Annotated in this window: 23 protein-coding genes; 11 read left to right on the top strand and 12 right to left on the bottom strand. The window is 43.6% G+C overall.

Annotated elements, in window-relative coordinates:
• The first annotated feature begins 12 nt into the window (after window positions 1-12).
• Window positions 13-879, top strand: a complete 867-nt coding sequence (locus J1N09_RS04465) for an alpha/beta fold hydrolase (RefSeq protein WP_265198424.1) — start codon at window positions 13-15, stop codon at window positions 877-879.
• Window positions 860-1,336, top strand: a complete 477-nt coding sequence (locus J1N09_RS04460; RefSeq protein WP_265198423.1) for an acyl-CoA thioesterase — start codon at window positions 860-862, stop codon at window positions 1,334-1,336. Before J1N09_RS04465 ends, J1N09_RS04460 begins: the two co-directional genes overlap by 20 nt.
• Here the strand turns inward: J1N09_RS04460 and J1N09_RS04455 are convergent.
• The 3 genes from J1N09_RS04455 to J1N09_RS04445 are packed head-to-tail and all read right to left on the bottom strand — an operon-like array spanning window position 1,317 to window position 3,336.
• Entirely contained in the window at window positions 1,317-2,219 is a 903-nt protein-coding gene (locus J1N09_RS04455; RefSeq protein ID WP_265198422.1) for a DMT family transporter, read from the bottom strand. The genes J1N09_RS04460 and J1N09_RS04455 overlap by 20 nt on opposite strands.
• A complete protein-coding gene (locus J1N09_RS04450; protein WP_265198421.1) occupies window positions 2,216-2,575 on the bottom strand; it encodes an arsenate reductase family protein in 360 nt (119 codons plus the stop codon). Before J1N09_RS04450 ends, J1N09_RS04455 begins: the two co-directional genes overlap by 4 nt.
• Window positions 2,572-3,336: a DUF3298 and DUF4163 domain-containing protein gene (locus J1N09_RS04445; RefSeq protein ID WP_265198420.1), complete on the bottom strand. Its 765-nt coding sequence runs from the start codon at window positions 3,334-3,336 to the stop codon at window positions 2,572-2,574. The genes J1N09_RS04450 and J1N09_RS04445 overlap by 4 nt, the downstream gene beginning before the upstream one ends.
• A 75-nt stretch (window positions 3,337-3,411) precedes the next feature.
• On the opposite strand from J1N09_RS04445, the gene J1N09_RS04440 reads away from it, so the two are divergent.
• Entirely contained in the window at window positions 3,412-4,554 is a 1,143-nt protein-coding gene (locus J1N09_RS04440) for a cystathionine gamma-synthase (RefSeq protein ID WP_265198418.1), read from the top strand.
• A 69-nt stretch (window positions 4,555-4,623) separates the two neighbouring features.
• Here J1N09_RS04440 and J1N09_RS04435 read toward each other — a convergent pair whose 3' ends face one another.
• The gene (locus J1N09_RS04435; RefSeq protein WP_265198469.1) at window positions 4,624-5,427 is read right to left on the bottom strand and encodes a THC0290_0291 family protein; all 804 of its coding nucleotides are present in this window, start codon (window positions 5,425-5,427) and stop codon (window positions 4,624-4,626) included.
• A 230-nt stretch (window positions 5,428-5,657) separates the two neighbouring features.
• Between J1N09_RS04435 and gdhA the strand changes: the two genes are divergently transcribed.
• From gdhA to J1N09_RS04410, 5 genes are all read left to right on the top strand, one after another.
• Window positions 5,658-7,001: an NADP-specific glutamate dehydrogenase gene (gene gdhA / locus J1N09_RS04430; RefSeq protein ID WP_265198417.1), complete on the top strand. Its 1,344-nt coding sequence runs from the start codon at window positions 5,658-5,660 to the stop codon at window positions 6,999-7,001.
• Between the two features lie 112 nt (window positions 7,002-7,113).
• Complete coding sequence (locus J1N09_RS04425) at window positions 7,114-9,396, top strand: two-component regulator propeller domain-containing protein (RefSeq protein ID WP_265198416.1); 2,283 nt, start codon at window positions 7,114-7,116, stop codon at window positions 9,394-9,396.
• Window positions 9,396-10,115 (top strand): DNA repair protein RecO, encoded by a 720-nt coding sequence (gene recO / locus J1N09_RS04420; RefSeq protein ID WP_265198414.1) that lies wholly within the window; start codon window positions 9,396-9,398, stop codon window positions 10,113-10,115. The genes J1N09_RS04425 and recO overlap by 1 nt, the downstream gene beginning before the upstream one ends.
• A gap of 2 nt (window positions 10,116-10,117) precedes the next feature.
• Window positions 10,118-12,520: a TonB-dependent receptor gene (locus J1N09_RS04415; protein WP_265198467.1), complete on the top strand. Its 2,403-nt coding sequence runs from the start codon at window positions 10,118-10,120 to the stop codon at window positions 12,518-12,520.
• 100 nt (window positions 12,521-12,620) lie between these two features.
• Window positions 12,621-13,055, top strand: a complete 435-nt coding sequence (locus J1N09_RS04410; RefSeq protein WP_265198412.1) for a hypothetical protein — start codon at window positions 12,621-12,623, stop codon at window positions 13,053-13,055.
• A gap of 61 nt (window positions 13,056-13,116) precedes the next feature.
• Here the strand turns inward: J1N09_RS04410 and J1N09_RS04405 are convergent, their stop codons facing one another.
• Both J1N09_RS04405 and J1N09_RS04400 read right to left on the bottom strand, forming a co-directional pair.
• Window positions 13,117-13,833 carry a DUF4382 domain-containing protein gene (locus J1N09_RS04405; protein ID WP_265198411.1) on the bottom strand — a complete coding sequence of 239 codons (717 nt, stop codon included), beginning with the start codon at window positions 13,831-13,833 and terminating at the stop codon, window positions 13,117-13,119.
• Window positions 13,834-13,933: 100 nt separating this feature from the next.
• Window positions 13,934-16,498: a phosphoenolpyruvate carboxylase gene (locus tag J1N09_RS04400; RefSeq protein WP_265198409.1), complete on the bottom strand. Its 2,565-nt coding sequence runs from the start codon at window positions 16,496-16,498 to the stop codon at window positions 13,934-13,936.
• Between the two features lie 147 nt (window positions 16,499-16,645).
• On the opposite strand from J1N09_RS04400, the gene J1N09_RS04395 reads away from it, so the two are divergent.
• The 3 genes from J1N09_RS04395 to J1N09_RS04385 are packed head-to-tail and all read left to right on the top strand — an operon-like array spanning window position 16,646 to window position 20,132.
• Complete coding sequence (locus tag J1N09_RS04395) at window positions 16,646-17,134, top strand: acetyl-CoA carboxylase biotin carboxyl carrier protein subunit (RefSeq protein ID WP_265198408.1); 489 nt, start codon at window positions 16,646-16,648, stop codon at window positions 17,132-17,134.
• A 10-nt stretch (window positions 17,135-17,144) separates the two neighbouring features.
• Window positions 17,145-18,587, top strand: coding sequence for an acetyl-CoA carboxylase biotin carboxylase subunit (gene accC / locus J1N09_RS04390; protein ID WP_265198407.1), 1,443 nt, complete (start codon window positions 17,145-17,147; stop codon window positions 18,585-18,587).
• Between the two features lie 3 nt (window positions 18,588-18,590).
• Entirely contained in the window at window positions 18,591-20,132 is a 1,542-nt protein-coding gene (locus J1N09_RS04385) for an acyl-CoA carboxylase subunit beta (protein ID WP_265198406.1), read from the top strand.
• 217 nt (window positions 20,133-20,349) lie between these two features.
• On the opposite strand, the gene acs is transcribed toward J1N09_RS04385, so the two are convergent.
• The 6 genes from acs to J1N09_RS04355 form a co-directional block, all read right to left on the bottom strand.
• Window positions 20,350-22,257 (bottom strand): acetate--CoA ligase, encoded by a 1,908-nt coding sequence (gene acs, locus J1N09_RS04380; RefSeq protein ID WP_265198405.1) that lies wholly within the window; start codon window positions 22,255-22,257, stop codon window positions 20,350-20,352.
• Between the two features lie 12 nt (window positions 22,258-22,269).
• Window positions 22,270-23,373: a hypothetical protein gene (locus J1N09_RS04375; protein WP_265198404.1), complete on the bottom strand. Its 1,104-nt coding sequence runs from the start codon at window positions 23,371-23,373 to the stop codon at window positions 22,270-22,272.
• A gap of 227 nt (window positions 23,374-23,600) precedes the next feature.
• Window positions 23,601-23,984, bottom strand: a complete 384-nt coding sequence (locus J1N09_RS04370; protein WP_265198403.1) for a hypothetical protein — start codon at window positions 23,982-23,984, stop codon at window positions 23,601-23,603.
• 5 nt (window positions 23,985-23,989) lie between these two features.
• Complete coding sequence (locus J1N09_RS04365) at window positions 23,990-24,802, bottom strand: methyltransferase domain-containing protein (protein WP_265198402.1); 813 nt, start codon at window positions 24,800-24,802, stop codon at window positions 23,990-23,992.
• Between the two features lie 66 nt (window positions 24,803-24,868).
• Entirely contained in the window at window positions 24,869-25,225 is a 357-nt protein-coding gene (locus J1N09_RS04360; protein WP_265198401.1) for an antibiotic biosynthesis monooxygenase, read from the bottom strand.
• A complete protein-coding gene (locus J1N09_RS04355) occupies window positions 25,194-25,676 on the bottom strand; it encodes a YybH family protein (protein ID WP_265198400.1) in 483 nt (160 codons plus the stop codon). Before J1N09_RS04355 ends, J1N09_RS04360 begins: the two co-directional genes overlap by 32 nt.
• Window positions 25,677-25,697: the final 21 nt, after the last annotated feature.

Here is a 25,697-nt window from a genome sequence, read left to right as displayed (position 1 = left end):
TATCTTAAGTCTATGAAGAAATTAATACCCAAATTGATCGGAGGTTCTTTGAACCTACTTACCCCTTTATTCCCAGGATTGACTCGAAATACCGCTTTTAATCTTCTCAGCAGGATAAAAAGGGTAGCTGTTAGTGAGGAAGGACTGTTGTTCTTTAGTGCGGGTGAAACGCATTGGTTGCGAGTAGCTGGTAACAAAACGGCTCTTCATCGCTGGGGAAGTGGCCCGAAAAAGATACTTTTTATGCATGGTTGGATGAGTAATTCACAGCGATGGATGGATTATATCAACGCTTTGGACGCATCTGAATATACTTGCTTCGCACTGGATGCACCTGCTCATGGTGTTTCCGAGGGGAATTATTTTAACCTGGAGATATACAGGGAAGCTTACGAAGCCACCCTCGAAGTAACAGGCAACATCGACGTACTGGTGAGTCACTCCATGGGCAATCTCACAGCGGCCTATCAATACCTGTACAAGTCTTCGGCAGGTGTGGGTAGCTATGTAGTTTTGGGCTCTCCTTCAGGGATTGAGATAGTATACGAGTATGCGAAAGACATCCTGGGTCTTTCAGAAAAGATGATTCGGAATCTCAAGATAAAAACGGATGAGGTATTGAAAATTCCTAACCAGGAGATTAATATGTCCAATTTCTTCAAACAACTAAACAAACCGGTGCTGGTGATACACGAAGAATCGGATGAAGTCACGCCCCTGGAACCCATCAAAGAGGCAGTTTCAGGAAGGGACTACATACAAACCTTGTTCACTACTAAGCATGACCACACTTTAAAAGGGCCAATCGTCCTGGAGGCGGTTACTAATTTCATTTCAGAAAAAACAAAAAAGAATACCCATGTACTTGAAAGAATTTGAGATACGATGGAACGACCTGGATGCCAACAGGCACCTGGCAAATTCTTCCTATGTTAACTACATGAGTCATACCCGAATGAGCGCCCTGATGCATCATGGTATAGATCATAATACATTAGTTAATTGCGATATCGGCCCTGTGGTTTTCTATGAGCATATCTACTATTTTAAAGAAGCTCTACATGGGAAAGTCAAAGTGAGTTTTGAATTGGCCGGCGCAAGCGAAGACGGTATGTTCTTCCAGTTTCTTCACAACTTTTACAATGATAAAGGTGATAATATTGCGGCATGCGATATGAAGGGAGGATGGATAGACCTAAAAACCAGGAAGCTCATATCCTTACCAGAAGAATTACTATCCAAAATGCACAGCATGCCAAAGACAACAGATTTCAGGACGCTGGAAAAAAAGGATATGCGTTCCGAAACGGTTAGCCCTAAACCTTTGAAGTCTTAGGTTTTGCCTTTCTTGTTGAAAGGAAAACACCGGTGAAAATCAAAACGGCTGCTATAATTCGAAGTGGTGTAAGCTTATCGGCTCCTGCGAGGATAGCGAATGTGGCGGCAAGCACTGGTTGTAAATAGATAAAAGCACCGATAGTTGACGGACTTAATTGCTTGAGGGCATAGATGTTGAACAAATAAGTGAGCACGGTAGTTCCTATCACAACAAAGGCCATTTGCCATATAGCCTGAAAATCCAGCCCTATCCAGTCAACTTCCATAAATTGATTGAATCCTATTGGAAGGTTTATAAGAAATGCAAATAGGAAGAACATCTTCATTAGTGTGATGGAACTGTATTTAGCAACCAGCGCTTTTACAAAGATGAGGTAGAAGGAGTATGAAGCGGCGTTTATAATGAAAAGCACATTACCCAATGGGATATTAGGGGCATTGGGTTGCGTTTTTATTCCGAAGAGAATAAGGACCAAAGCTCCCGCTAACCCAAGACCTATACCAACTGCTTTCATCCATGTGATCTTCTCTTTTAAAAAGATGGCTGAAAGTGCAAGGAGCAGGACAGGGCTCAATGTGATTACCACCGAACTATTAATGGGAGTGGATAGCTCCAGGCCTTTAAAGAACATATTCATGTTCAACACCATTCCGAAGAAGGCGCAGGCAATGATTCTGAACCAATCCTTCCGCTCGATCTTCTCGCTTTTATAGAATAAACCAATGATCCAGAATAAACAGGCTGCCCCACTTACTCTAAGAAGAATAAACCCATACGAGCCGATAATATCGGGCATAAGCCCTTTGGCAATGGTGTGGTTAATTCCATAGATGGCACTGGCAGCAGTTGCTGCTAAAAGAGCAAGAGCGCGAGGATTCATTTGCTGTGATGAAGGGCATTATAAGCAGCTTCGACATTTTTTTTACTATTCCCTATGAAAATAGTGCCATTGTATACCAACACAGGACGCTTCAAAAAGGTATAATGCTCCAGCAACATTCTTTTGAAATCTTCTTCCTGTAAATTGGCCTCTTTTAGATTTCGTTCCTTGTACAAACGGGCGCGTTTGCTAAACAAAGCTTCATAAGAGCCGGATAAAGCGTAAAGAGACTCCAGCTCTTCCCCGGTTAATGGTTCACTTTTTATTTCTCTTTTCTGAATAGATTCCGGGAGATTAAGGTCGTTCATGATACGTTGGCAGGTATCACAAGTGGCTAAATAGTAGAACAAGTTCATGGAAGTGTAATGGCTAAATAGTTTTTTATTTCTGAAATGGGCAGTTGCAATTCGATCGGTCCGGCGGCATAACTGGCAATATCGTATTGATTGTAGATCATAACAAGATGTTTACCTTCGAAACCGATAGTCTCCGGGAGATAAAATTGGTCGTTTTCAAACCAGAAACCGGTATAGTTGATCGATTCATTTTCGGGAATTTCATGTTCTATTCTGAAGGCTTTCTCGACGATTTTGGTGATCTGATCCATATCCGTAAACAGATCTTCAAATTCAAGCTCTTCACCTGTTTGGGCGTCGAAATTAGCGAAAAAAGTAGCACCATAACCGTGTGCACCACCGGTGAATAAGTAATGTCTCATTTCCAGGCTAAGTAATTCTTCCGAATGATACGTTTCAGATACGCTAATTTCCGCAAAATACTCTAATTGCATATCCGGAAACTCGGCGCTGTGGGTTCTGTACATTGAAACAAAACCCTCTGCGGCCTCTTCTATGTTCTTGGCCGATGATGTAGTTGCTTCTTCCCCGAGGTACAGGGCGTCAATGATGAATTCATTTATTTTGGCATTGATCTTTTCTGAACGTTCACTATGGTCCTCTATCGATACGTAATTGACTGTTATTTCCGGACAGCCTGTGTCGCAACCAGTGAGAACTTTTTCACTGAAATTCATCGGTTTGATGAGAAGCGCCTGCTCTTTCTTACAAGCCGTAAAAAACGATATGATAATCGCAAATAATAAAAGTCGTTTTACCATCGGTTAAAAATACAACAGAATTCACATTCACGATCTAAAGTAGTATTTTTGTTAACAGAAATTTTAAACAATTCCATGAAATTTAATACAAAAGCAATTCACGGAGGACAGCACGATATTGATCCGGCTTACGGATCGGTAATGCCGCCTATATATCAAACCAGCACATATTCTCAAACCACCCCCGGGGGACACAAAGGATTTGAGTATTCCAGGAGCGGGAATCCCACACGTGCCGCACTGGAAAGGGCTTTTGCCAGCATAGAGAATGCAAAACACGGACTTGCGTTTGCGAGCGGGCTCGCCGCGATTGATGCGGTGATCAAGTTGCTGAAACCGGGAGATGAGGTGATCTCTACAAACGACCTATATGGTGGTACCTATCGATTGTTTACTAAGATTTTCGAAGATTTCGGAGTGAAATTTCACTTTATCGGGATGGAGAACGCGGAAAATATCGAAGCTTACATCAACGATAACACAAAATTGATCTGGGTGGAGACTCCTACCAACCCCATGATGAATATAATCGATATTAAGAAATGCGCTGGTATCGCCAAGAAGCATAATATTTTATTGGCCGTGGACAATACCTTCGCCACTCCATACCTGCAGCGCCCAATGGACCTTGGGGCTGACATAGTGATGCACAGTGCCACTAAGTATCTGGGTGGGCATAGCGATGTTGTAATGGGTGCTTTGATGTTAAATGACGACGAGTTGGCCGAAAGACTGTTCTTTATACAAAACGCAAGCGGTGCGGTTTGCGGCCCTATGGATAGTTTCCTTGTGTTACGCGGATTAAAAACACTGCATGTAAGGGTACAGCGCCATTGTGAGAATGGAAAAAAAGTGGCCGAATACCTCCGGGATCACCCAAAAATTGAAAAAGTATATTGGCCCGGCTTCGAAGAGCATCCTAATCATGAGGTTGCGAAGGCCCAAATGGATGATTTTGGTGGTATGATATCCTTTGTGACTAAAGGAAACGACTATGACGAGGCTATTCGGATTGTTGAACGACTAAAGATCTTTACCCTGGCGGAAAGCCTGGGAGGTGTGGAAAGCCTGGCCGGACACCCGGCAAGTATGACGCATGCTAGTATTCCGAAGGAAGAAAGAGAGAAAACAGGTGTGGTAGATGCTTTAATACGTTTGAGCGTAGGGATAGAAGATGCGGCCGACTTAACCGCCGATCTGGAACAAGCCATAGGATAATAGAATAAGCCCCAATAAAAAACCCCTTGAAGTAAGATTCAAGGGGTTTTTTATTTATATTTTTTATTTCTATTCCAGGTAATAAATGTACCCGATATTCAACCAGTAGATCCAGTCGTTTGCTTTATTTTCGGGCACAGGAAAACCTCCGTTGAATTCTTCGGAAGGATTTAGACCGTCTACCCAGTTGCTGAAATAATACTGCCAGCGACTGTCCAGCATAAGGTCACTAAGAGGGGAGAGTTTGTAACGAATCCCCACACTCATTACTATGGACCAGGTACTGTCTCCTTCCTGTTGAAAGGCATCACGATACTTCGGTAACGGAGTAGTGAAAGGTGAATTAAGTGGTCCTAATTCAGAATAAACCTCAGGATCGAAACTTACCCAGTGGACTCCGAAAGAGCCAAATGGGGCAATTTTATAACCTCCAGCGGCAAAATCTCTAATACTGAGTGGAAAATATTCCAATTGGGTTCCTATATCGAATACCCGGCTTTTTCCTTTCATAGCTCGCAGCTGATCCGCTGTTTCACTGGTGCGATCAGGGTCTACCCATTGCCCAAAGTGTTCAAAATTGGTCACGTGGTAATCGATCTCATTCCTGATTTTGAAATGGTCGTTGAAATAGACGTCGCGAGTGTAGCAATTACAATCAGCGCGATATGAGAAATTAATGTAATGAATAAGGCCCACACCAATGCCTACATTCCCTTTGTTGGTTTCGAAATCGTTACGTTGTCCGAAATCGGAATAGAACGCTACAGGCCCTGTAATCACACCTATTTCGTGTGAGAAACCAAACTGGCTGTGAAGCTCCTGATTAGCAGTAGCTAGGAGGAGAAACACCAATAGCAATGATCTGGCATTCATCATATTCTGGTTTAGATTGAGACGTAACAAATATATAAAAACATACGTAACATGGAAATTTAAAGGTTATTTTTAGGTTATTTGACAAAAATCATTTCCCTTAATTGCAGATAACTTATATTTGCTCCGCGTTACGAAAACGTTTTCAGAGACCGTAAACAAAGCCTTTGAAACATCGCTTCGCAGCTAGTAATTTGACAACCATATTATAAACTTAAATTTTTATACCAGTGAAACAAAGTATAAAAGATTTCATCGATTCCGTTGAAAGTAGTAACCCCAATGAACCTGAGTTTATACAGGCAGTAACAGAGGTTGCTGAAGCAGTTATTCCCTTTATAGAGGAGAATGAAAAATATCAGAACAAAATGCTTTTGGAGCGCATGGCAGAACCGGAAAGGGTAATCATGTTCCGTGTTCCATGGCAGGACGACAATGGCAATACCCGTATTAATAAAGGATATAGGGTTGAGTTCAACTCGGCGATTGGCCCCTATAAAGGAGGTCTTCGTTTTCACCCAAGTGTGAATTTGAGCATTTTGAAGTTTTTAGGCTTCGAGCAGGTATTTAAAAACAGTCTTACCACCTTGCCGATGGGCGGCGGAAAAGGAGGCAGTAATTTCAACCCCAAAGGGAAAAGCGATTCCGAAGTAATGCGCTTCTGTCAGAGTTTTATGTCGGAGTTACAACGCCATATTGGTCCCGATACAGACGTACCAGCAGGTGATATTGGCGTGGGTGGTCGAGAAGTTGGATATTTATTCGGACAGTACAAGCGACTAAGAAATGAATTTACCGGAGTATTAACTGGTAAAGGACTAGAGTTTGGAGGTTCGCTTATACGTCCGGAAGCTACCGGATATGGTACGGTATACTTTGCCCAGAGTATGCTGGAAACTAAAGGTCAAAGCTTCAAAGGAAAGACGGTTCTTATCTCTGGATCCGGAAATGTGGCGCAATATGCAGCGGAAAAGGCAATGGAGTTTGGAGGAAAAGTGGTAACACTTTCTGATTCAGGCGGATTTATCTACGATAAAGACGGCCTTGATAAAGAAAAACTAGCCTATGTAATGGAGTTGAAGAACGTTAAACGCGGAAGAATTAAGGAATACGCCGATAAATATCCTTCTGCTGTTTATACTGAAGGTGCACGACCATGGGGTGTAGCTTGCGATATCGCACTACCATGTGCTACTCAAAACGAGCTGAACAAAGAAGAAGCTGAAGCATTAGTAAGTAACGGTTGTACATGTGTTGCCGAAGGAGCAAACATGCCATCAACTCCTAAAGCAATTGAAGTGTTCCAAAACGCGAGTATACTTTATGCTCCTGGTAAAGCTTCTAATGCCGGTGGTGTTGCTACATCCGGACTAGAAATGTCTCAGAATTCACTCCGTTTGAGCTGGTCTCGTGAAGAAGTGGATCAAAAGCTTCACGGAATTATGAACGACATCCATGCTGCCTGTGTGAAATACGGAAAGGATGGAGATGGTCATGTGGATTACGTAAAAGGAGCCAATATCGCCGGTTTTGTTAAGATCGCCGATGCCATGTTGGCCCAGGGAGTTGTGTAAACTGCAATTCTGAATATATTTAAAAAAGGTTGCCTGTAATGGCAGCCTTTTTTAGTTCCTATCCAGCAATAAATGCTATTTTAGCGTGTTAATATAGACAAACAAAATTTGCATGAAACGACTTGTCGTTATTCTTTCCCTTATCCTATCCGTCTCGGGCTTTGCTCAAAATTTCGAGAATGAATGGACGGGCTATTTTTCGTATGTGTCTGTGAAGGACATCTCTCAGGGAAACGACAAAGTCTACGTTGGTGCTGAAAACGCAATTTTTTCTTATGACCTGAGCACCCAGGAGATAGAAACATTATCATCGGTAAATGGATTGTCCGGAGAGTCTATTTCAGCCATTTATTACAGTGATAATTTTAACCTGTTAGTGATCGGTTACGAGAACGGCTTAATCGATATCGTGCTCGATGGCGATGAGGATATACTGAAAGTGGTAGATATCCTCGACAAGCCAACGATCCCACCTAATAAAAAACGAATTAATCACTTTAATGAGTATAACGGAAGCCTTTACATCGCTACCGATTTTGGTATTTCGGTGTACGATCTTGAACGTCTTGAATTCGGTGACACCTATTTCATAGGCAACCTCGGAACGCAGATCAATATCTCCCAAACTACCGTTAGTGGTGATCTTATCTTCGCCTCCTCCGCTGAAGGTGGAATAAGAAGGGCATTAGTTAACAATACCAACCTTATCGATTATGAGGAATGGACTCTCACAAATGACGGCGCAAATTGGCTGGGTGTTCAAGCGCTTGGTGATGGAGTATATGCAATGAGGGTCGATGGGCGTGTCTCGGAGTTTATTGGGAACGCGGGCTTTGTTCCTCTAACTGATTTCAATGAACAGGTGGTGGATTTTGGAGTTCAGGGAGACCTCTTAACGGTTACAACGGTAGGGTCGATCGAGGCCTTTTCCGAAGGATTTGTTCTGGAAGCCACAGTGCAGAATATTCCCGGTTTTGATGTGGTGGGCCAGGCGGGATATACGCATAACAACACCTTTTACTACGGGACCGAGGAGAATGGATTACTTGCGATTCCCTTCGGAACTAACCAGGCACAACAAATACTACCCGACGGCCCTATCGACAATCGACCTTTTTCCATTGATGTTTCCCCTGGCCAAATCTGGGTAGCATTTGGAGAAGTAGATGTAGATTTCAATCCCTTTCCACCAACCAATAAGGGAATTAGTCATTTTAAAGAAGGTAGTTGGACGAATTTTGAGTTCGAGGAGATCTTCGAAACCAATGACATTGTAAATGTTGCTATCGATCCAAATGACGCTTCAAGGGTTTTTATGACTTCCCACAATAAGGGTCTATTGCAAATCGTAGACGAACAGCCAATACGGCGTTATGACAATACAAACAGTAACCTTAATTCTATTGATCCGAATGGGACGGACGTGAGATTATACGGGGCAGACTATGACCGTAATGGAAACCTTTGGATTACCCAAAGTCGTGAAGCTGAAGGACTCATACAGGTGACACCTAGCCTGGCTTTTCAGAAAAATGACATTACAGACATCATTCCAAATGCGGCTAACTCAGGGGCATTGGGTGAACTACGAATAAGCAGGGAAGGTTATGTGTTTTTCGGTTATAACCAGGGAGGAGTTGTTGGCTTCGATCCGTCCAGCGGTCAATTGAACGTAATTACCGAAGGTGTAGGCACAGGGAACCTGGCAGATAATAACATTCGGGCGCTGGAATTTGATAGCCAAAACCGGTTATGGATTGGTAGTATTAAAGGGCTGCGTGTGTTATTCAATGTTGGAGGATTTTTCGAAGATGGAGCAGATGTCGACTCCCAACCAATCATTATTCTTGAAGACGGGGTTCCGCAGGAATTGCTATTCCAGCTTTCTGTGACAGATATAGAGGTGGATGGTTCCAATAACAAATGGATCTCCACAGCAACTTCAGGAGTCTTCTATCTGTCTTCCAATGGGCAAGAAACCTTACTGAGGTTTACTAAGGATAATTCCCCATTACCTTCCAACAATGTTCAGGATATTGCAATTGATCCCTTCACCGGGGTTGTCTATTTTGCTACTATAAATGGATTGGTAGCTTATAATGGCTCGTCTACAGCTCCCCGTGAAAATCTGGAAGATGTATACTCTTATCCTAACCCCGTGCGACCCGGTTTCACAGGAAATGTCACTATCGATGGTCTTACGGCAAAGGCCAATGTGAAGATCACGGATATCGAAGGTAACCTGGTTTTCGAAGAGACCAGCCAGGGAGGAAGCGTACTGTGGGACACCATGGCCTTCGGAAGGTATAAGGTGGCTTCGGGTGTTTACCTAGTGTTGATTACTACTGAAGATGCCCTTGAAACCAAAGTACATAAGATCATGATCATTCGCTAATGATTGTTACTACCAATGCCATTGTCTTCTCTACTGTAAAATACGCCGAAGCTGACCTCATTGTAAGTTGTTATACAGAATCTTCAGGTTTAAAGAGTTATCTCCTCAGGAATGTTCTGAAATCTCGGAGAGGCAAAGTAAGGACTTCCCACTTTCAGCTCTTAACACAACTCGAACTTACTGCAATTCACAAAGACAAAGGCACTCTGGAACGAATTAAAGAAGTGAAGTTGCTGCGTCCATATCAGTCACTTCACACCGATGTTGTAAAATCTGCGATTGTGATGTTCCTCTCTGAAATGCTTAAAATGTCTATTCAGGAAGAAGAAGCTAACCCGCAACTATTCGGATATTTACAAAAATCGCTTAATTGGCTGGACAGCAATAGCTCTATCGCCAATTTCCATATTTTATTTCTTCTGAATTTAACTGCCTACCTTGGGTTTTATCCCGATGTAACCACCGTAGCCGGCAAATACTTCAACTTACAGGAAGGGTATTTTGAAGACAGCCCGGGAGCAATCGCTTCCGAAGAAGGCTTGAAAGTAGAGGCGTTAAAAGGCTTCTTCGGCATAGATTTTGATGATCTAGACCGAGTCAAACTAACCAAAACAACGCGATCGGAAGTATTAAATTTGATATTGTTGTATTATAAATTACATTTGCAAGCCTATAAAAATCCGAAGTCACTTTTGGTATTAAATCAGCTGTTTAATTGATAGTGCGAAATCGCATACTGATCCTCTTACTTTTACTAACCTTCACTCTTTCAGCCCAGGAAATTCAGGTGCTTGATTTAGATAGTCGGCAGCCCCTTAACGGTGTAGCGGTATACAACGAAGATGCTTCTAAAACCGGGATTACGGACTTCGAAGGAAGGATTGATATTTCGAATTTTGAAGATGAAGAACGAATTACTTTCCAGCTTCTATCCCATGTAACTTATTCAGAAATTAAACTTGAAATTATTGCCTCCGGAGGAATGGTTTACCTTGTGCAGGATCCCAGCCAATTGGATGAGGTTGTCGTTTCGGTTTCCAAATTTGGCCAACAAAGAAGGGATGTTCCTCAGCAAATTGCCAGCTTAACCTCGGAAGATATCGCATTCACCAATCCGCCTACTGCAGCCGATCTTCTGGAAGCCAGTGGCCAGGTCTACGTACAAAAGAGTCAGTTAGGGGGTGGAAGTCCGCTAATACGGGGTTTCAGTACCAATAGGTTGCTTATCACGGTGGATGGTGTTCGCTTTAACACGGCGATCTTCAGAGGTGGAAATGTACAAAATGTAATTTCTATAGATCCTTTCTCCATTTCCAGAACGGAAGTAATTCTTGGCCCGGGTTCTGTAGTTTATGGTAGTGACGCCGTGGGAGGTGTGATGAATTTCTACACCAAAGACCCGAAATTCTCATTTAAAGAGGGGATGGATATCTCAGGAGAAGTTACCGGGCGATATGCCACAGCAAGTTCCGAAAAAACAGGACATGTAGAACTGAATATTGGAATGAAAGAATGGGCTTTTCTTACCTCCGTTTCTTTCAGTGACTTCGACGATCTTAAAATGGGAAAATACGGACCGGATGATTACCTGCGACTTGAATATGTGGAGCGAATAAATGGTGAAGATGTGGTGGTAACTAATCCGGATCCTAGAGTGGAGGTTCCCACGGGCTATAACCAGATAAACGCTATGCAGAAAATCCGGTTCATGCCGGATTCTAACTGGGATTTCGAATTGGGCTTGTTCTATACCACAACTAGTGATTATCCGAGGTATGACAGGCTGTACAGGCGTAGAGATGGTGAGTTGCGCTCTGCCGAATGGTATTACGGCCCACAGAAATGGCTAAGTGGAAATCTGCAGATTACCCACAAATCAAAGAGTAAATTCTATGATGAAGGACGCTTAACCTTGAGCTACCAGCAATTTGAGGAGAGCAGGAACGATCGGGATTTCGGGGAAATTATTCTATTCGAAAACGACGAGATGGTGGATGCGTTTTCCGGCGGACTCGATTTTACCAAAAAACTTAATAAGGCGACGGTTTTCTACGGACTTGAATATGTTTTCAACAAAGTTAATTCCAAAGGAAAACAAACAAATATCAATACGGGAAATTCTGTGCCCGATGTTTCCCGCTATCCTGATGGGGCTACCTGGAAAAGTATGGCGGCATACAGCAGTTTACAGTACAAACTGAGTGACGACCTTTCGTTCCAGGGTGGATTGCGTTACAATCATATACTTGTGGATGCTCTATTTGAGGGGCCTTTTTATGACTTCCCTTTTTCTGAAGCGAATATCGACACCGGTGCATTAACAGGAAGTGCAGGATTTGCGTGGCAAGCAAGCGAAATTCTTGGGTGGAAACTAAATTTTGGAACAGCGTTTCGGGCCCCGAATGTAGACGATGTCGGGAAAATATTCGACAGCGAACCTGGCAGCGTGGTTGTTCCTAATCCCGAACTGGAAGCTGAATATGCTTACAATTACGAGTTGGGAGCCAATCTGAACTTCAGTGAAATCCTGAAGATAGAACTGGCAGGGTATATAACACAATTGAAAGATGCGCTTGTGCGCAGGGATTTCGAATTGGATGGACGGACCGAGATCATTTACCAGGGTGAATTGAGTAATGTTCAGGCCATACAGAATGCTGCGAAAGCCGAAGTATATGGTTTTGAAGCGGGACTGGAAGTGAATTTTTCAGAAGAGCTCCAACTCACTTCTCAATATAGTATCACGGATGGTTTTGAAGAAGATGACGCGGGAAATACAAATCCAATACGCCACGCCGCACCGCAATTTGGTAATTCACACCTAGTCTGGAAACAGGGGAAACTAAAGCTGGACGCCTTCGCCGAGTACAACGGGCAATTCGATTTTGAGGACCTCGCCCCGTCCCAGCAAAACAACGACTTCCTCTATGCTAAGGATGAGAACGGCAATCCATTTTCGCCTAAATGGTATACCTTAAATCTTGCCGGACAGTATAAGGTTAATAATGCTCTCACGCTTAATGCTGTGCTGGAAAACATTACAAACCAGCGCTACAGGCCTTATTCTTCCGGGATCGCAGCTGCAGGAACCAACCTCATTGTAGCGGCTTCTTTCAAATTCTAATTCAAAAGCACTACTTACTCGTTCATTCCTAAGGAATACATAATAGCATCATTTTTCGAATTACAATTTTTCATATTTGGACTGTAATTAAAAATGAATAATGATGAAAACACGAATTAGAATTAAAGATGTATGGAAACTGATGATGTTGATAGCTTTTGCAATTACAGCTACATCATGTTTTGGAGACGACGACGGAGTAATTACCGAAGATGAAATACCTGAACTTACTTTAAAAGTTACCAATTGCTCGGTTGAGAATATTGGAATAGTACCTGAAGTAAAAGTACTTGGAGGGGCAGGCAGATGGACAGTAGAAGTTAATGTTAACATCACATGTATGGGAGAGCCTGTAAATGAAGCCGAATTAAAAGTGAAATGGGGATGGATTGAGCGTGCCGTAAAGATTGAAACAGACGAGGAAGGAAAAGCCAGAGCCAGGAGGAAAGTAACCTCAACAGCCAGACCTAGTGGAAAGGTTACCATAACTATTGAAGGAGATGACGGCGAGAAGCCCGTTACGGTAGATTTCTAAGGAGAATTTTCCAAAGATATAATGTTGAACCGGGCACCAAAAGTGCCCGGTTTTTATGTCTCTAATCATCAAGCAGATCAATATTTTCTTTGATCAGGTCTTTGATTCGGTCGGCCAAGTCGTTGTTTCCGTCGGGATCGTTCTTGCTTATTTCAATTATGCCATCTCCATTTCCATCTTGAGCTGAAGTAAGGTCAACGAAAGCGTTGTTGAAAAGTACACTTAGATCAAAATTAAACACAATTTCTTCACCGTTGTTTTGAATAGTAATATCGGTTTGGGAATTTTCAAAATCAATTTCGAGTTTTTCCCAGAATGTATACCAGAACAGGAATGGGACTCCGTCTATGTTTCCGCTAAGTAAGACTGATTTATCATATAGTGCACTTGAACTATCCTTACCCCTGGAGATTACAAACTCCAGTTCTTCATAATCTCCAAGTGGTATTTGCAAATTTGCCACGGGCACTGTGGTACCTTGTGGTGTAAAGAAAAGCTCGAATGGGCCTTCCAATTCCAAGTCACTAAAGTTGTTTCCATTAGAATTGCTCCCGGAATTATCATCGTCAAATTCAAGTTCGATCTCTTTTATATTTATTAGAAATGATTCTATTTCCAAAAACGAAGATCTTCCTGCGAATAAATTAGCTGAGGCCGAAACCGTTGTATTTGCCATTCCATTTTCTAATGGCGCTTGGGTATCATCTTTACTACAACTAGCGACTACCGAAATAAAGATGGTCATGAAAAGCAGGGCAATTTTTTTTAATGTATTCATTGTAAACTAAGTTTAGGATTATATGTATTCTAAACAGTTCAAATGAAATTTACCCTAGTTAACGGTTCGTTAAATTTTAGGCTTATAGCTTTTCCTTTTACTACGCACTATTCCTGCTTGCGTTAATGTTACCGAACAAACTTCGAGTAACCATTTTTTCCCACACTTCCAGGTCCTTTTCTGAAGCACCTTCCTTCCTTAATTTCTGAATTTCTCTCAAAGCGTATTGCTGAATGGTAAGCAGAGGTAATACGATCTGTTCTCGAACCGCTATGGAAGCTTTCATGGCTTTGCTGTCTTCCATCAGTTCCTCATATCCCGAAAGCTCAAGTAGCAGCTCTCGCGTTCTCCTGTACTCGTTGTAAATTATTGTCCAGAATTCACCAAATTCGGGATCGTCCTTCATATAGGCTGTCAAAGGGAAAAACGACTTGGATAAGCTCATCATACTATTTTCGAGTAAGGTTCTGAAAAACAACGAATTGTTGTAAAGCGCCTTAACCTTATCGAAGGCTCCCGCTTTTTTGAATTCTTCAAGGGCATGGCCAACGCCGTAAAAACCTGGCACATTTTGTTTCAACTGGCTCCAGCTGCCAACGAAGGGGATAGCCCTGAGATCGCTAAAAACTAATTCACTTCCTTTGCCTCGTTTGGACGGCCTGCTGCCAATATTGGTCTTTGCGTAATATTTGAGCGTACTCATTCTCTCGAGGTAAGGCAGGAACATCGGATGTGCCTTAAAATCAGAATAAGCACCGTAGCTAACTTCAGCCAGTTGAGTCATGGTTTCCCTTTCCTCTCTGGTCATTTCACTTTCATCGGTGAAAACCGCATTGGTGATCCCGGAGCTCAGCAACTGCTCCATGTTGTACTGGCAGGATTCTCGAGTTCCGAAATTCGAACTGATGGTTTGCCCCTGTATGGTGAGTTGAACTTCCTCCCGTTCAACAGTTGGTCCAAGAGAAGCATAAAACTGATGTGTCTTCCCTCCACCACGGGCCGGCGGACCGCCACGTCCATCGAAGAACACGACCTTTATGCCGTGCTTCCTGGATATTTCCGTAAGCCGTTCCTTGGCAGTAAAAATACTCCAGTTGGCCATTAGGTAGCCTCCGTCTTTGGTACCATCACTGAAACCTAACATGATGGACTGTTTCTTCTGGCGTTTTTTAAGATGATTGGCGTACAGTGGATTGGTGTAAAGGCACTCCATGACGTCTGCAGCAGCCTGCAGGTCGTCTACGGTTTCGAAGAGAGGTACAATATCAACTGTAGGCTCGTTCCAGTCGCAAAGGCGAATCATAGTAAAAACCTCCATTACGTTTACTGCAGTCTGGTTGTTACTTATGATATACCGGTTACAGCCCTCTTCTCCGTTGTTTTCCTGTATCACTTTCATGGCTCGTATCGAGCCCAGTGTTCTTGACGCTAGCTCCTCTGTAATGTTTTCTTCTGAAATTGAGCCGGAGACAGAAGTAAGTATATCGATCTTTTCTTCTTCTGAAGAGGAATCGTATTCCTTCGGAAAAAGTTCCGGGTGTGCCTCGACAACCTTCTCCATCACTGCCGAATGTATTCGGGAATCCTGTCGTATATCAAGGGAAGCGAAGTGCATTCCGAAGAGCGTTATTTTATTGATGAGATCATCTACCATTTCAACAAAAAGCGACTGGTGATCTGCAATTAGGATAGCTCTGATTTCCTTTAGTTGCTCCTTAATATCACTTGCCGTCAAGGTGATCTTTCCATGCTGAAGGGCGATGTTTGCATATACCTCGGCCTCCAATTTTTGGACTAAAATATCAACCCCTTCAAAGGTGACTCTCCGCCTCAGGGCTCTAAGGTCGCGATAATAGTTCTTCAGCAATGTAGATCGCAATCTAAACGCCACTTGTAGCGTAGTTTCGGTAGTGACAAATGGATTTCCATCCCTGTCCCCTCCGGGCCAGAAGCCAAGTTGAATGATTTGATTTCCCGGCTCCTCTCCATCGTAGATATGATTTCGGATGTAATTAAAGATCTCACTGGCAGAATGATAAAAAACGTTTTCCAGGTACCAGATGAGTCGGACCGCTTCGTCGTATGGTGTAGGTTTTTGCTTTTTAAAGAAGGGCGTCTTTCCAAGCTGTGCCAGTAGTTTTTTAATAAATTCGAGATCGGTCTGATCAATGGCTTTCGCGAGATCCGTAATTATACCCAGCACATTGCCCGGGTAGAATTGTGTAGGATGTGCCGTTAGTACCGGCCGAATCTTAAAATGCTTCAGATAGTCTTTTAATTCCTCCTTTTTGTTCTTGTCGTTAGCCTCTTCCTTGATATTTCGGAGAGTACCTATCCCGTCCATGTTATTGATAGTGGTAAAAGCCGCATCTTCTACTGCATCAAATAATACTACCTGCCTCTCGATATACTGAATGAAACGAAACAACAAATTGATCTGTTCCTTTTCTGAATGTTGATCTGTAAACTGCTGAAAGAAGGCGGTAACGATCTCGGTAGGGTTCTTATTCTCCCGAAAACCTGCCTCACAAACATCCTGGAATAGTGGTAATAAAACACCTGTTCGGGTTATAGCATCGAACGGTAGCGTCATAAAAACGCTATTGTAGATTTGGTAGCGTGATAAAACCTGGGTATTAAAACGTTCTTCTTTTGTGTATTTCATAGCGATTAAAGCGAATCTAAATGTACTATTTTATGCTGAAGTTTAGGTAATACGATCTTTAATATTAGGAATTGGTTATTATGATTATCGTCATTGATAGCAGCATAGCAATACGTATCTTTATGCCTTCTAAAATTCGAACAAATTATGAGTGCATCATATAAGGCTTCGGTAAATGGATCGGCTCAAATAGAAATCAATATTGAAGAGCTATCCAAGTTAGATATTATCGACACCAAAGATAAATCGTACCATGTAATTCAGAACAATGAATCCATAATTGCCAGGGTTAAATCCGGCAATCGGGAGAATAAGACCTATGTCATCAGGATTGGGCCGAACACCTACGAAGTTGTTCTGCTGGATAAAGTGGACGAGCTAATAGAGAAAATGGGCCTAAGCGTGGGTCAGGGACTACAGATCAACGAACTGGAGGCCCCTATGCCTGGACTGATCCTTGATATTCAAGTGGCGGCCGGGGATGAAGTGAAAGAAGGAGACGCTTTACTCATCCTTAGCGCGATGAAAATGGAGAACAATATTCTCTCACCGAGAGCTGGAGTGATTCGCAAGGTGCTGGTGGCCAGAGGGGATGCTATTGATAAAGGGCAAGTGTTAATTGAATATGAAGCCTAATTTTAATATTATGAATAAGATACTTGTAGCTAATAGAGGTGAGATCGCGATTCGGGTGATGAAAACCGCCAAGAATATGGGGATTAAAACAGTAGCGATCTATTCGGAAGCAGACAGAAACTCACCACATGTGCGTTTTGCCGATCAGGCAGTCTGTATCGGCCCACCACCATCGGCAGAGTCGTATTTGATGGGATCGAAGATCATCAAGGTGGCAAAGAGATTAGGTGTAGACGGAATACATCCCGGGTACGGATTTTTGAGTGAAAACGCCGAATTCGCGGAAGAAGTAGAGAAGAATAATATTACGTTTATAGGTCCGGGATCGAAGGCCATAAGGATCATGGGAAGCAAGCTTGCGGCCAAGGAAGCCGTAAAAGCGTATGACATACCAATGGTTCCTGGGATCGATGAAGCTATTTCAGATGTAGCCCAGGCGAAAAGAATAGCGAAGGAGATCGGATTCCCAATACTTATCAAGGCCTCTGCTGGTGGAGGAGGAAAAGGAATGAGGATCGTTGAAAAAGAAAAGGATCTTGAGTCGCAGATGAAACTGGCCATTAGCGAGGCGACGGCCGCTTTTGGGGACGGCTCTGTATTTATTGAGAAATACGTCACTTCCCCTCGACATATTGAGATCCAGGTGATGGCCGACAAACACGGTAATGTGCTACATTTCTTTGAAAGGGAGTGTAGCGTTCAGAGACGCCATCAGAAAGTAGTTGAAGAAGCTCCTTCCTCCGTGCTCACCCCCGAATTACGCAAAGCAATGGGTGAGGCAGCTGTAGATGTTGCCCGCTCCTGTGATTATGTGGGAGCAGGGACCGTGGAATTCTTGCTCGATGAAGAGCTCAATTTCTATTTCCTCGAAATGAACACCCGACTCCAGGTAGAACACCCTGTTACCGAAATGATCACAGGAGTAGATTTGGTTCAGCTTCAAATAGAGGTCGCCCGAGGAGAAGAATTGACTATGAAGCAAGAGGACATTACGATGACCGGTCACGCCCTCGAACTTAGAGTGTACGCAGAAGACCCAATGAACGACTTTTTACCTAGTGTTGGAACACTTAGCACCTATCAACTACCCCGAGGAGATGGTATAAGGGTGGACAATGGGTTTGAAGAAGGAATGGAAGTTCCAATTTACTACGATCCAATGTTGTCTAAGTTGGTGACTTATGGCAGGAATCGGGAGGAAGCCATGAACAAGATGATCTATGCAATCAATCACTACAAAATAAGCGGAGTTAAAACCACCCTGTCCTTTGGAAAGTTCGTATGTGAACATCCGGCCTTTCGATCGGGGAATTTTGACACCCATTTCGTGAAAAATTACTTTACGGGAGACGTTCTTGGGTTTGCTTCGGAAGATGAAGCCAGGTTAGCTGCGTTGATCGCGTTGACCCAATATCTGAAAGACCGAAAAAACCTTAGAATCCCTAATTCTTAAATTATGAGTTCAAAAATCAAAGCACTTAATGAGCGGATCGAACAGGCCTATTTAGGAGGTGGCCAGGCGAGGATCGAAAAGCAACATCAGAAGAATAAACTTACGGCTCGTGAACGCATTCACTATTTGCTGGATGATAATTCGTTCGAAGAAACAGGGATCATGGTAACCCATCGCACCACCGATTTCGGTATGGAGAAAGAACAGTACTACGGAGACGGTGTGATTACTGGATACGGTACCATAGACGGCAGGCTAGTCTATGTCTTTGCCCAGGATTTTACCGTATTCGGAGGTTCTTTATCAGAAACTCACGCAGAAAAGATCTGTAAGGTCATGGACCTCGCCATGAAAGTTGGGGCACCTATCATCGGGTTAAACGATTCAGGAGGAGCCAGGATACAGGAAGGTGTGAGATCGCTAGGTGGCTATGCAGATATTTTTTACCGGAATGTGATGGCCTCCGGGGTAATTCCGCAAATATCTGCCATTATGGGGCCATGTGCCGGTGGAGCCGTGTATTCTCCGGCAATGACAGATTTCACCATGATGGTGGAAGGGACTAGTTATATGTTTGTAACCGGGCCAAACGTTGTGAAAACCGTTACAAATGAAGAAGTAACTTCTGAAGAGTTAGGAGGCGCGAGCACCCATTCCATGAAATCAGGGGTGGCGCATCTCACCGCAGCGAACGACGTTCAATGCCTTGCCGACATTAAGAAATTACTAAGCTATTTACCGCAGAGTAACCGGGAAACTCCCAAAGCCCTCGAATACGAATTGGGGGATGAGATACGGCCGCAACTGTCAAAGATCGTTCCCCAGAGTCCTACAACACCTTACGATATGCGTGATGTGATCAAGGGTATCATCGATGAGGATTCATTCTTCGAAATTCATAAGGACTATGCTGAAAACATCGTAGTTGGCTTTGCCAGGATAGGCGGCAGAAGTATAGGAATTGTGGCGAACAACCCGATGTTCCTGGCTGGTGTACTAGGTGTGGATAGTTCGAAGAAAGCGGCTCGATTCACACGTTTCTGTGATTGTTTCAATATTCCGTTGCTGGTATTGGTGGATGTTCCGGGCTTCCTTCCGGGAACCGACCAGGAGTGGAACGGGATTATCATTCACGGGGCAAAATTACTGTACGCGCTTAGCGAAGCAACTGTGCCTCGAGTGACAGTCATTACCAGGAAAGCCTATGGCGGTGCGTATGACGTGATGAACTCTAAACACATTGGAGCCGATCTTAACTTTGCCTGGCCTACAGCGGAAATTGCGGTTATGGGTGCTAAGGGCGCGAGTGAGATCATCTTCAGAAAAGAGATTATGTCGGCAGACGATCCTGAGGAAAAGCTCAAAGAAAAAGAGCAGGAATATGCAGAGAAGTTTGCCAATCCTTGGAGGGCAGCCAGACGTGGCTTTATCGATGAGGTAATCCTTCCAAAGAATACAAGACGAAAGCTCATAAAAGCTTACGCAATGCTGGAAGGTAAAAAGACAAAAATTCCGAAGAAAAAACACGGAAATATCCCGTTGTAGTGGTAGGGAAGTGCATGCTTACATCTACATAATGTACTGAAAATTAAGTGATAATACGTAATTGTTGGCGATTTTTACCAGAGTATCTTTACCATCGTATTTCTTAATGTCGATGCATAGTCGTAGTCTTTGCTCCGGGAATAAGAAGATAATTCCCCAAACGGCGAAATAAGCCAAAAACTAGAAGCCGCCGGGTGATTGCCCGGCGGTTTTTGTTTTAAAGCACGTTGTCCATGATCTCCTGAACCACTTCAGGGTTGAGCAAGGTGCTGGTATCCCCAAGGTTGGATGTGTCATTGGATGCGATCTTCCGCAGTATCCTCCTCATGATCTTACCACTTCGAGTTTTCGGTAATCCACTGGTAAATTGAATTTTGTCCAGTTTTGCTATCGGCCCGATTCTTTCGGTTATGAGTTGGTTGATCTCCTTTCGAAGATTGTCCTGGTTCCGGTCTTCGCCTGTTTCCTTTAGAATAACATAACCGTACAATGCATTTCCTTTCACCTCATGTGGGAAGCCAACGATAGCACTTTCGGCCACCGCCTGGTGCTCGTTAACAGCATCTTCAATGGGTGCGGTTCCCAGGTTATGTCCTGAAACAATGATCACATCATCCACACGACCTGTGATGCGGTAATAACCCGTCTGGTCCCTCAGCGCGCCGTCTCCCGTGAAGTATTTATTCTCGTAAGCTGAGAAATAGGTTTCCTTATAGCGCTGGTGGTTACCCCAGATCGTTCGGGCCATGGAAGGCCATGGGAATTTGATACAGAGACGTCCCTCGGTCGAGTTGCCCTTTATCTCTTCCGAATTATCATCCATTAAACAGGGTTGGATCCCCGGCATTGGGAGTGTCGCATAGGTAGGTATTGTTGGTGTTGCAAACGGGATAGGAGAGATCATGATACCACCTGTTTCGGTTTGCCACCAGGTGTCTACGATCGGACTTTTTGTTTTCCCAATATTTTCGTTGTACCAGTGCCAGGCCTCTTCATTTATTGGTTCACCAACGGTTCCCAGAACCTTTAAAGAAGAAAGGTCATAACCCTCCACGAACGACAGTGGTTCTTTTGCAAGGGCTCTGATGGCAGTAGGTGCGGTGTAGAATTGATTCACCTTGTGTTTTTCCACGATTTGCCAAAATCTTCCCCAATCCGGATAGGTGGGAACACCTTCGAACATGACGGTGGTTGCACCATTTGCCAGGGGGCCGTAGACTATATAGCTGTGACCGGTGATCCAGCCTATGTCGGCAGTACACCAATACACATCTCCTTCATTGTATTGAAAGACATTTTTAAAGGTATAAGCGGTGTACACCATATAACCACCCGTGGTATGAACCATACCTTTGGGCTTTCCGGTAGATCCTGAAGTATATAATATGAATAAGGGGTCTTCCGCATTCATGATCTCAGCTTCGCATTGTCCAGAGGCATCGTCGAGTAGTGGCTGAAGCCAGTGATCGCGACCTTCCTTCATATTGATATCCGAATCGATTCGCTTTGCTACCAAAACAGATTCAATGGAAGGGCAGGATTCCAGGGCGTCATCCACTATTCCTTTCAGATCAATCGTTTTGGCACCACGGAAAGAACCATCACTGGTGATGACCATCTTGCATTCGGCGTCATTAATTCTTGTGGCCAAGGCGGTCGATGAGAACCCTGCAAAAACCACCGAATGTATCGCTCCTATCCGGGCACATGCCAGTACTGAAATTGCCAGCTCAGGAATCATTGGAAGGTAGATACAAACACGGTCTCCCTTAGCAATTCCCTTTTCTTTCAACACATTAGCGAAGCGGTTTACCCGTTCGTGTAATTCATTATAGGTAATATGTTGTGCCTCTTCACTGGGATCATTCGGTTCGAATAGAATCGCAGTCTTATCACCTTTGGCAGCCAGGTGCCTGTCGATGCAGTTTTCGGTGATATTCAGCTTGGCACCCTGAAACCATTTTATCTCTGGCTTGCTGAAGTCCCACTCCAGGACTTTATCCCAGCGTTTTCGCCACAGAAAGTGTTCTTCGGCGATCTCTTCCCAAAAAATTTCGGGATCACGCACTGATTTACGGTAAACTTGAAAATATTCTTCCAGGTGTTTTATATGATAGTAACTCATACAGGTAAATTATTACAGATAGATCATTGCCTGGAGCGTCACGCTTGAGTTTTCTGTATCACCAAATTTCTGATTCTTGTATTCAAGGGTTAGTTTGGAATTGTGACCGCTGAAAAAAGCATTGGCTCCTATTCCAAATATATTCCTATTATCTGAAACGGCATCATAACTATTGGAAGCGAATGACAAGAAGGGTTGGAACCTGGCCTTTTTGGAATCCCCGGAGATTAAATATCCTGCGTGCGAATAAAACATCCCTCCACTACCGTAGACATTGAAGAGGTAGTCCTCTCCGTAGTCATTGGATTGATAGGTGGCGTAGGCGGTAATTGCAGCTCCATTCTCGCCAATGGGAGCGTCGTAAAATGCATCAATAGCAAATATTGCTACGTCTTCACCTTTAAGCTCGCCGTTGGACTCAGCGACAACAGATCCACTGGGGTGATAGAAGAATCCCGCCCCTACATTGAATACCTTTTTGGTGCCAAGATAGGTTCCTACCTTGAAAGGAAGCAAATTAGCTTCCTGGTCGAATATATTGTAGTCGAAATACCCTGCGTAGGCAAATCCGGCATCTCCAGACCCGAGCAGTCTCCTGCCTGCATAGATTGCACCAGTTGCATCAAGGGGGTCTCGGTCATCCAGGCCGTTTTTAAGGACATCATTTATAGCAACCCTGTATTGTAATTTCCCAAACTTTCCTTTCCCAAATACACCTATATGCCTTCCGAACTGATCGGTGAGGCCAAAAGTCGCCCAGGATTGTCTATTATTATCTAACGGCAGGAAATTCAATGTACTCTGATTGTTCAGTCTTGATATACCGTTCCAATAGTGTAGCCCACCACCTATTGCATGGTTGCCTATATGGTACTGACCCCAAATTCCGTGGAAAAATACCTGGGAATCTTCACCCTTTCCAAAGGGACTTAAGTTATCCGCGTTCAGATTGTTTAATCCGATATGGGTTAGTATCAGGAACTTTTCATTGATCTGCGCAAAAGCAAGAATTCTTGCCCTACGCAAATTGAAGTTTAGATGATTAGATTCCTCCGGCACGTTTTCGTTGTAAATCGCTTGTGCCTGTACCCAGGAAATAATTCTTAGGTATTTCATCCCATCTTCATCAAAATTTACCTTCAAGCCGCCGTTATAATCCGGTGAGCCCTGGGAGAAGCTTGAATAGTAAAGAGAGATTGCGAAAAGAAGAGATAAAATTCGAATGCTAAAAAAGGATCTGAAATACATACTTGAAAAGGAGTTTCAGTGAGTATTGAATACACACAAAACTATCTAATGCTCTAGAGCGCACAAATGATATAGGTCATACCTGGTTGTTGTAGCTAGGATTTCCTGGTCGCCCGCAAATAACTCTCCGACATCCAGATTACCAACCCGAGGAAGACAATAAACAGACAGATGATGAACGTGAGCAGGAAGAAATTCTCTCCCGAAAAATTAAAGTAATAGGTGAGTATTGCTCCGGCGATCGTAATAAGGATTCCACCAAAAAACGGATTCCGCCAGGCGATGATCACAAGGGCCACAAGGACCAGCCATGGCAGACTGTTCGGACTGTTCTTGATGATGCCCGAAACACCTCCGCCAAAGGATTCAGATCCCGATAACAATGCAAAAACAAAGATCAGTAAGCTAAAAACGAATAGAACGATCAGTGCTGTTTTCTGAACGATGCGAACTTTACGTATTTGTTGTGACTGTTCCATGACGTTTATTTTTCCGCGACCACTTCCACCATTAGCGGAGTGCAAAGTGTGGCTCCCGGAGTTTTCTCAAGTTCTTCCATTTCCGCCAGTGCGGCCTGTTCGGTTGCCTTATCCAGTAATCCTGCTTCGGTCAACCTTGGGAAATAGCTATAAAAAAAGGTTTTAGGCCATTGCCAGATAAAGGTGCCGGGCAGGGCCAGTTTTGGCATGAGGCGCACTTCGTGGATTTTCATATCCATGCCTAGTAGCACTTCCGGAAGTTCTCGTCCGATGTCGATCTCTCCTTCCGAATCCTTAAAACTATTTAGTGCAGCCGCGATTCCCTTAGCAAGATTGGGTTTGCGAGGCTGGGTTTGCAGCGTGCCCCAATCGTAGTATTCATGGATCACCATTCTACCGCCCGGTTTGAGTGCCTTGTATACTTTCTGAAGGATCTCTTTCGGATTGGGAAGCCACGCGAGTGCCCATCGGCAGTACATGCCGTCCAGTGAATTTGGTTCGAGTTCCATCTCGTCAAAATCCGCACAAATACTCTCGATGTTCAGGTAGTGCATCTCTGAAACCTGGCGGAGGTGGTTGATAAATCCTTCCGACTTATCCACTCCGATCACTTTACCGGTCTCGCCTACGATAAAGGCCAGTTCCTGGGTACAGAAACCCGGTCCCGAGCCCAGGTCGAGGATTGTTTGCCCCGCGCGAAACTCCGCAGTATTCCATCCGTTTTGTGCTTCAGTAGCCCAGATCTGGTGCTGGATTCCTAGTCGGAATAATTCCTGTTTATCGGTACCTAAAATGTAGGCGGAAGCTTCTTTTGCCATGTATTCGTAGAATTACCTAATAAATTTACGAATTAAGTTCGAGTGTTCCATTCTCATACCTTGAACTCACAATATTAGTTCCTTCTTCAGATCAAAGTGCTGGGCAGTTAGATCGTAGCGTGACAAAACACGCTTTGCATTTTCGGGGATGTATGCCATTTCATAGTTTTCACCAGCAAATTTTCTAACGGATTCAAGAGAATCGAACTGAAGCACAAGAAAAAACTCAATCTCATTGTCCCTTTCCATCGTGGATACACTCACTTTTTCCAACCCATCTACCCCATTCTTTTTTACAGTAGGGAAGACCTCGTTGATGAGCATTTCTTCATAGATTGGTGCATTTTCCTTAGTTGTCCATCCTTTCCAGGTTCTGAGAATTTTAGCGGAACTATTCACTGCTGAGAGGAGAATGATGCTCATGAACGATTTTCCAGCCATCATTCGTCTTTACGAATAACAGTGATATTTGATTGTTCACTACTACTAGATCTTCTCCGAACTTCAAGTGAAAATCGGAATGGAAGGTCATATTCGCAACATCACCATAGACCGCGATTTGAAGATCGTTAGCATCTAACTTCACAACCTCTGTGACAGCTCCAAAAGTGTTTCTTTCGAAGGCCTCATTGTCTACTCCTCCGTTCCTGGGTTCTCCGTTTTTGAATTCCGTGAATTTCGGACCATAGGCGTGAAAGGCTATTAACCCATCCATGTCCCCTTCTTTAATACTTTGAGCAATCGCACCAAAAGTTTCCATGACCTCTTGTTTAGCTTCAGGAAACTCATCATTTATTAAGTCAACTTGAGCATTACTATGGCCTATAAATAAGCCCATAGCCATAATGATCGTAATGATAAATCTAGTTTTCATAATTGTTATTTGTTTGGTTGA

The sequence above is a fragment of the Aureitalea sp. L0-47 genome (genome assembly GCF_026126405.1).
In the GTDB taxonomy this organism is placed as follows: Bacteria; Bacteroidota; Bacteroidia; order Flavobacteriales; family Flavobacteriaceae; genus Pukyongia.
The sequence above is the reverse complement of the archived record's forward strand: the minus strand, read 5'-3'. Positions and strand labels throughout refer to the sequence as shown.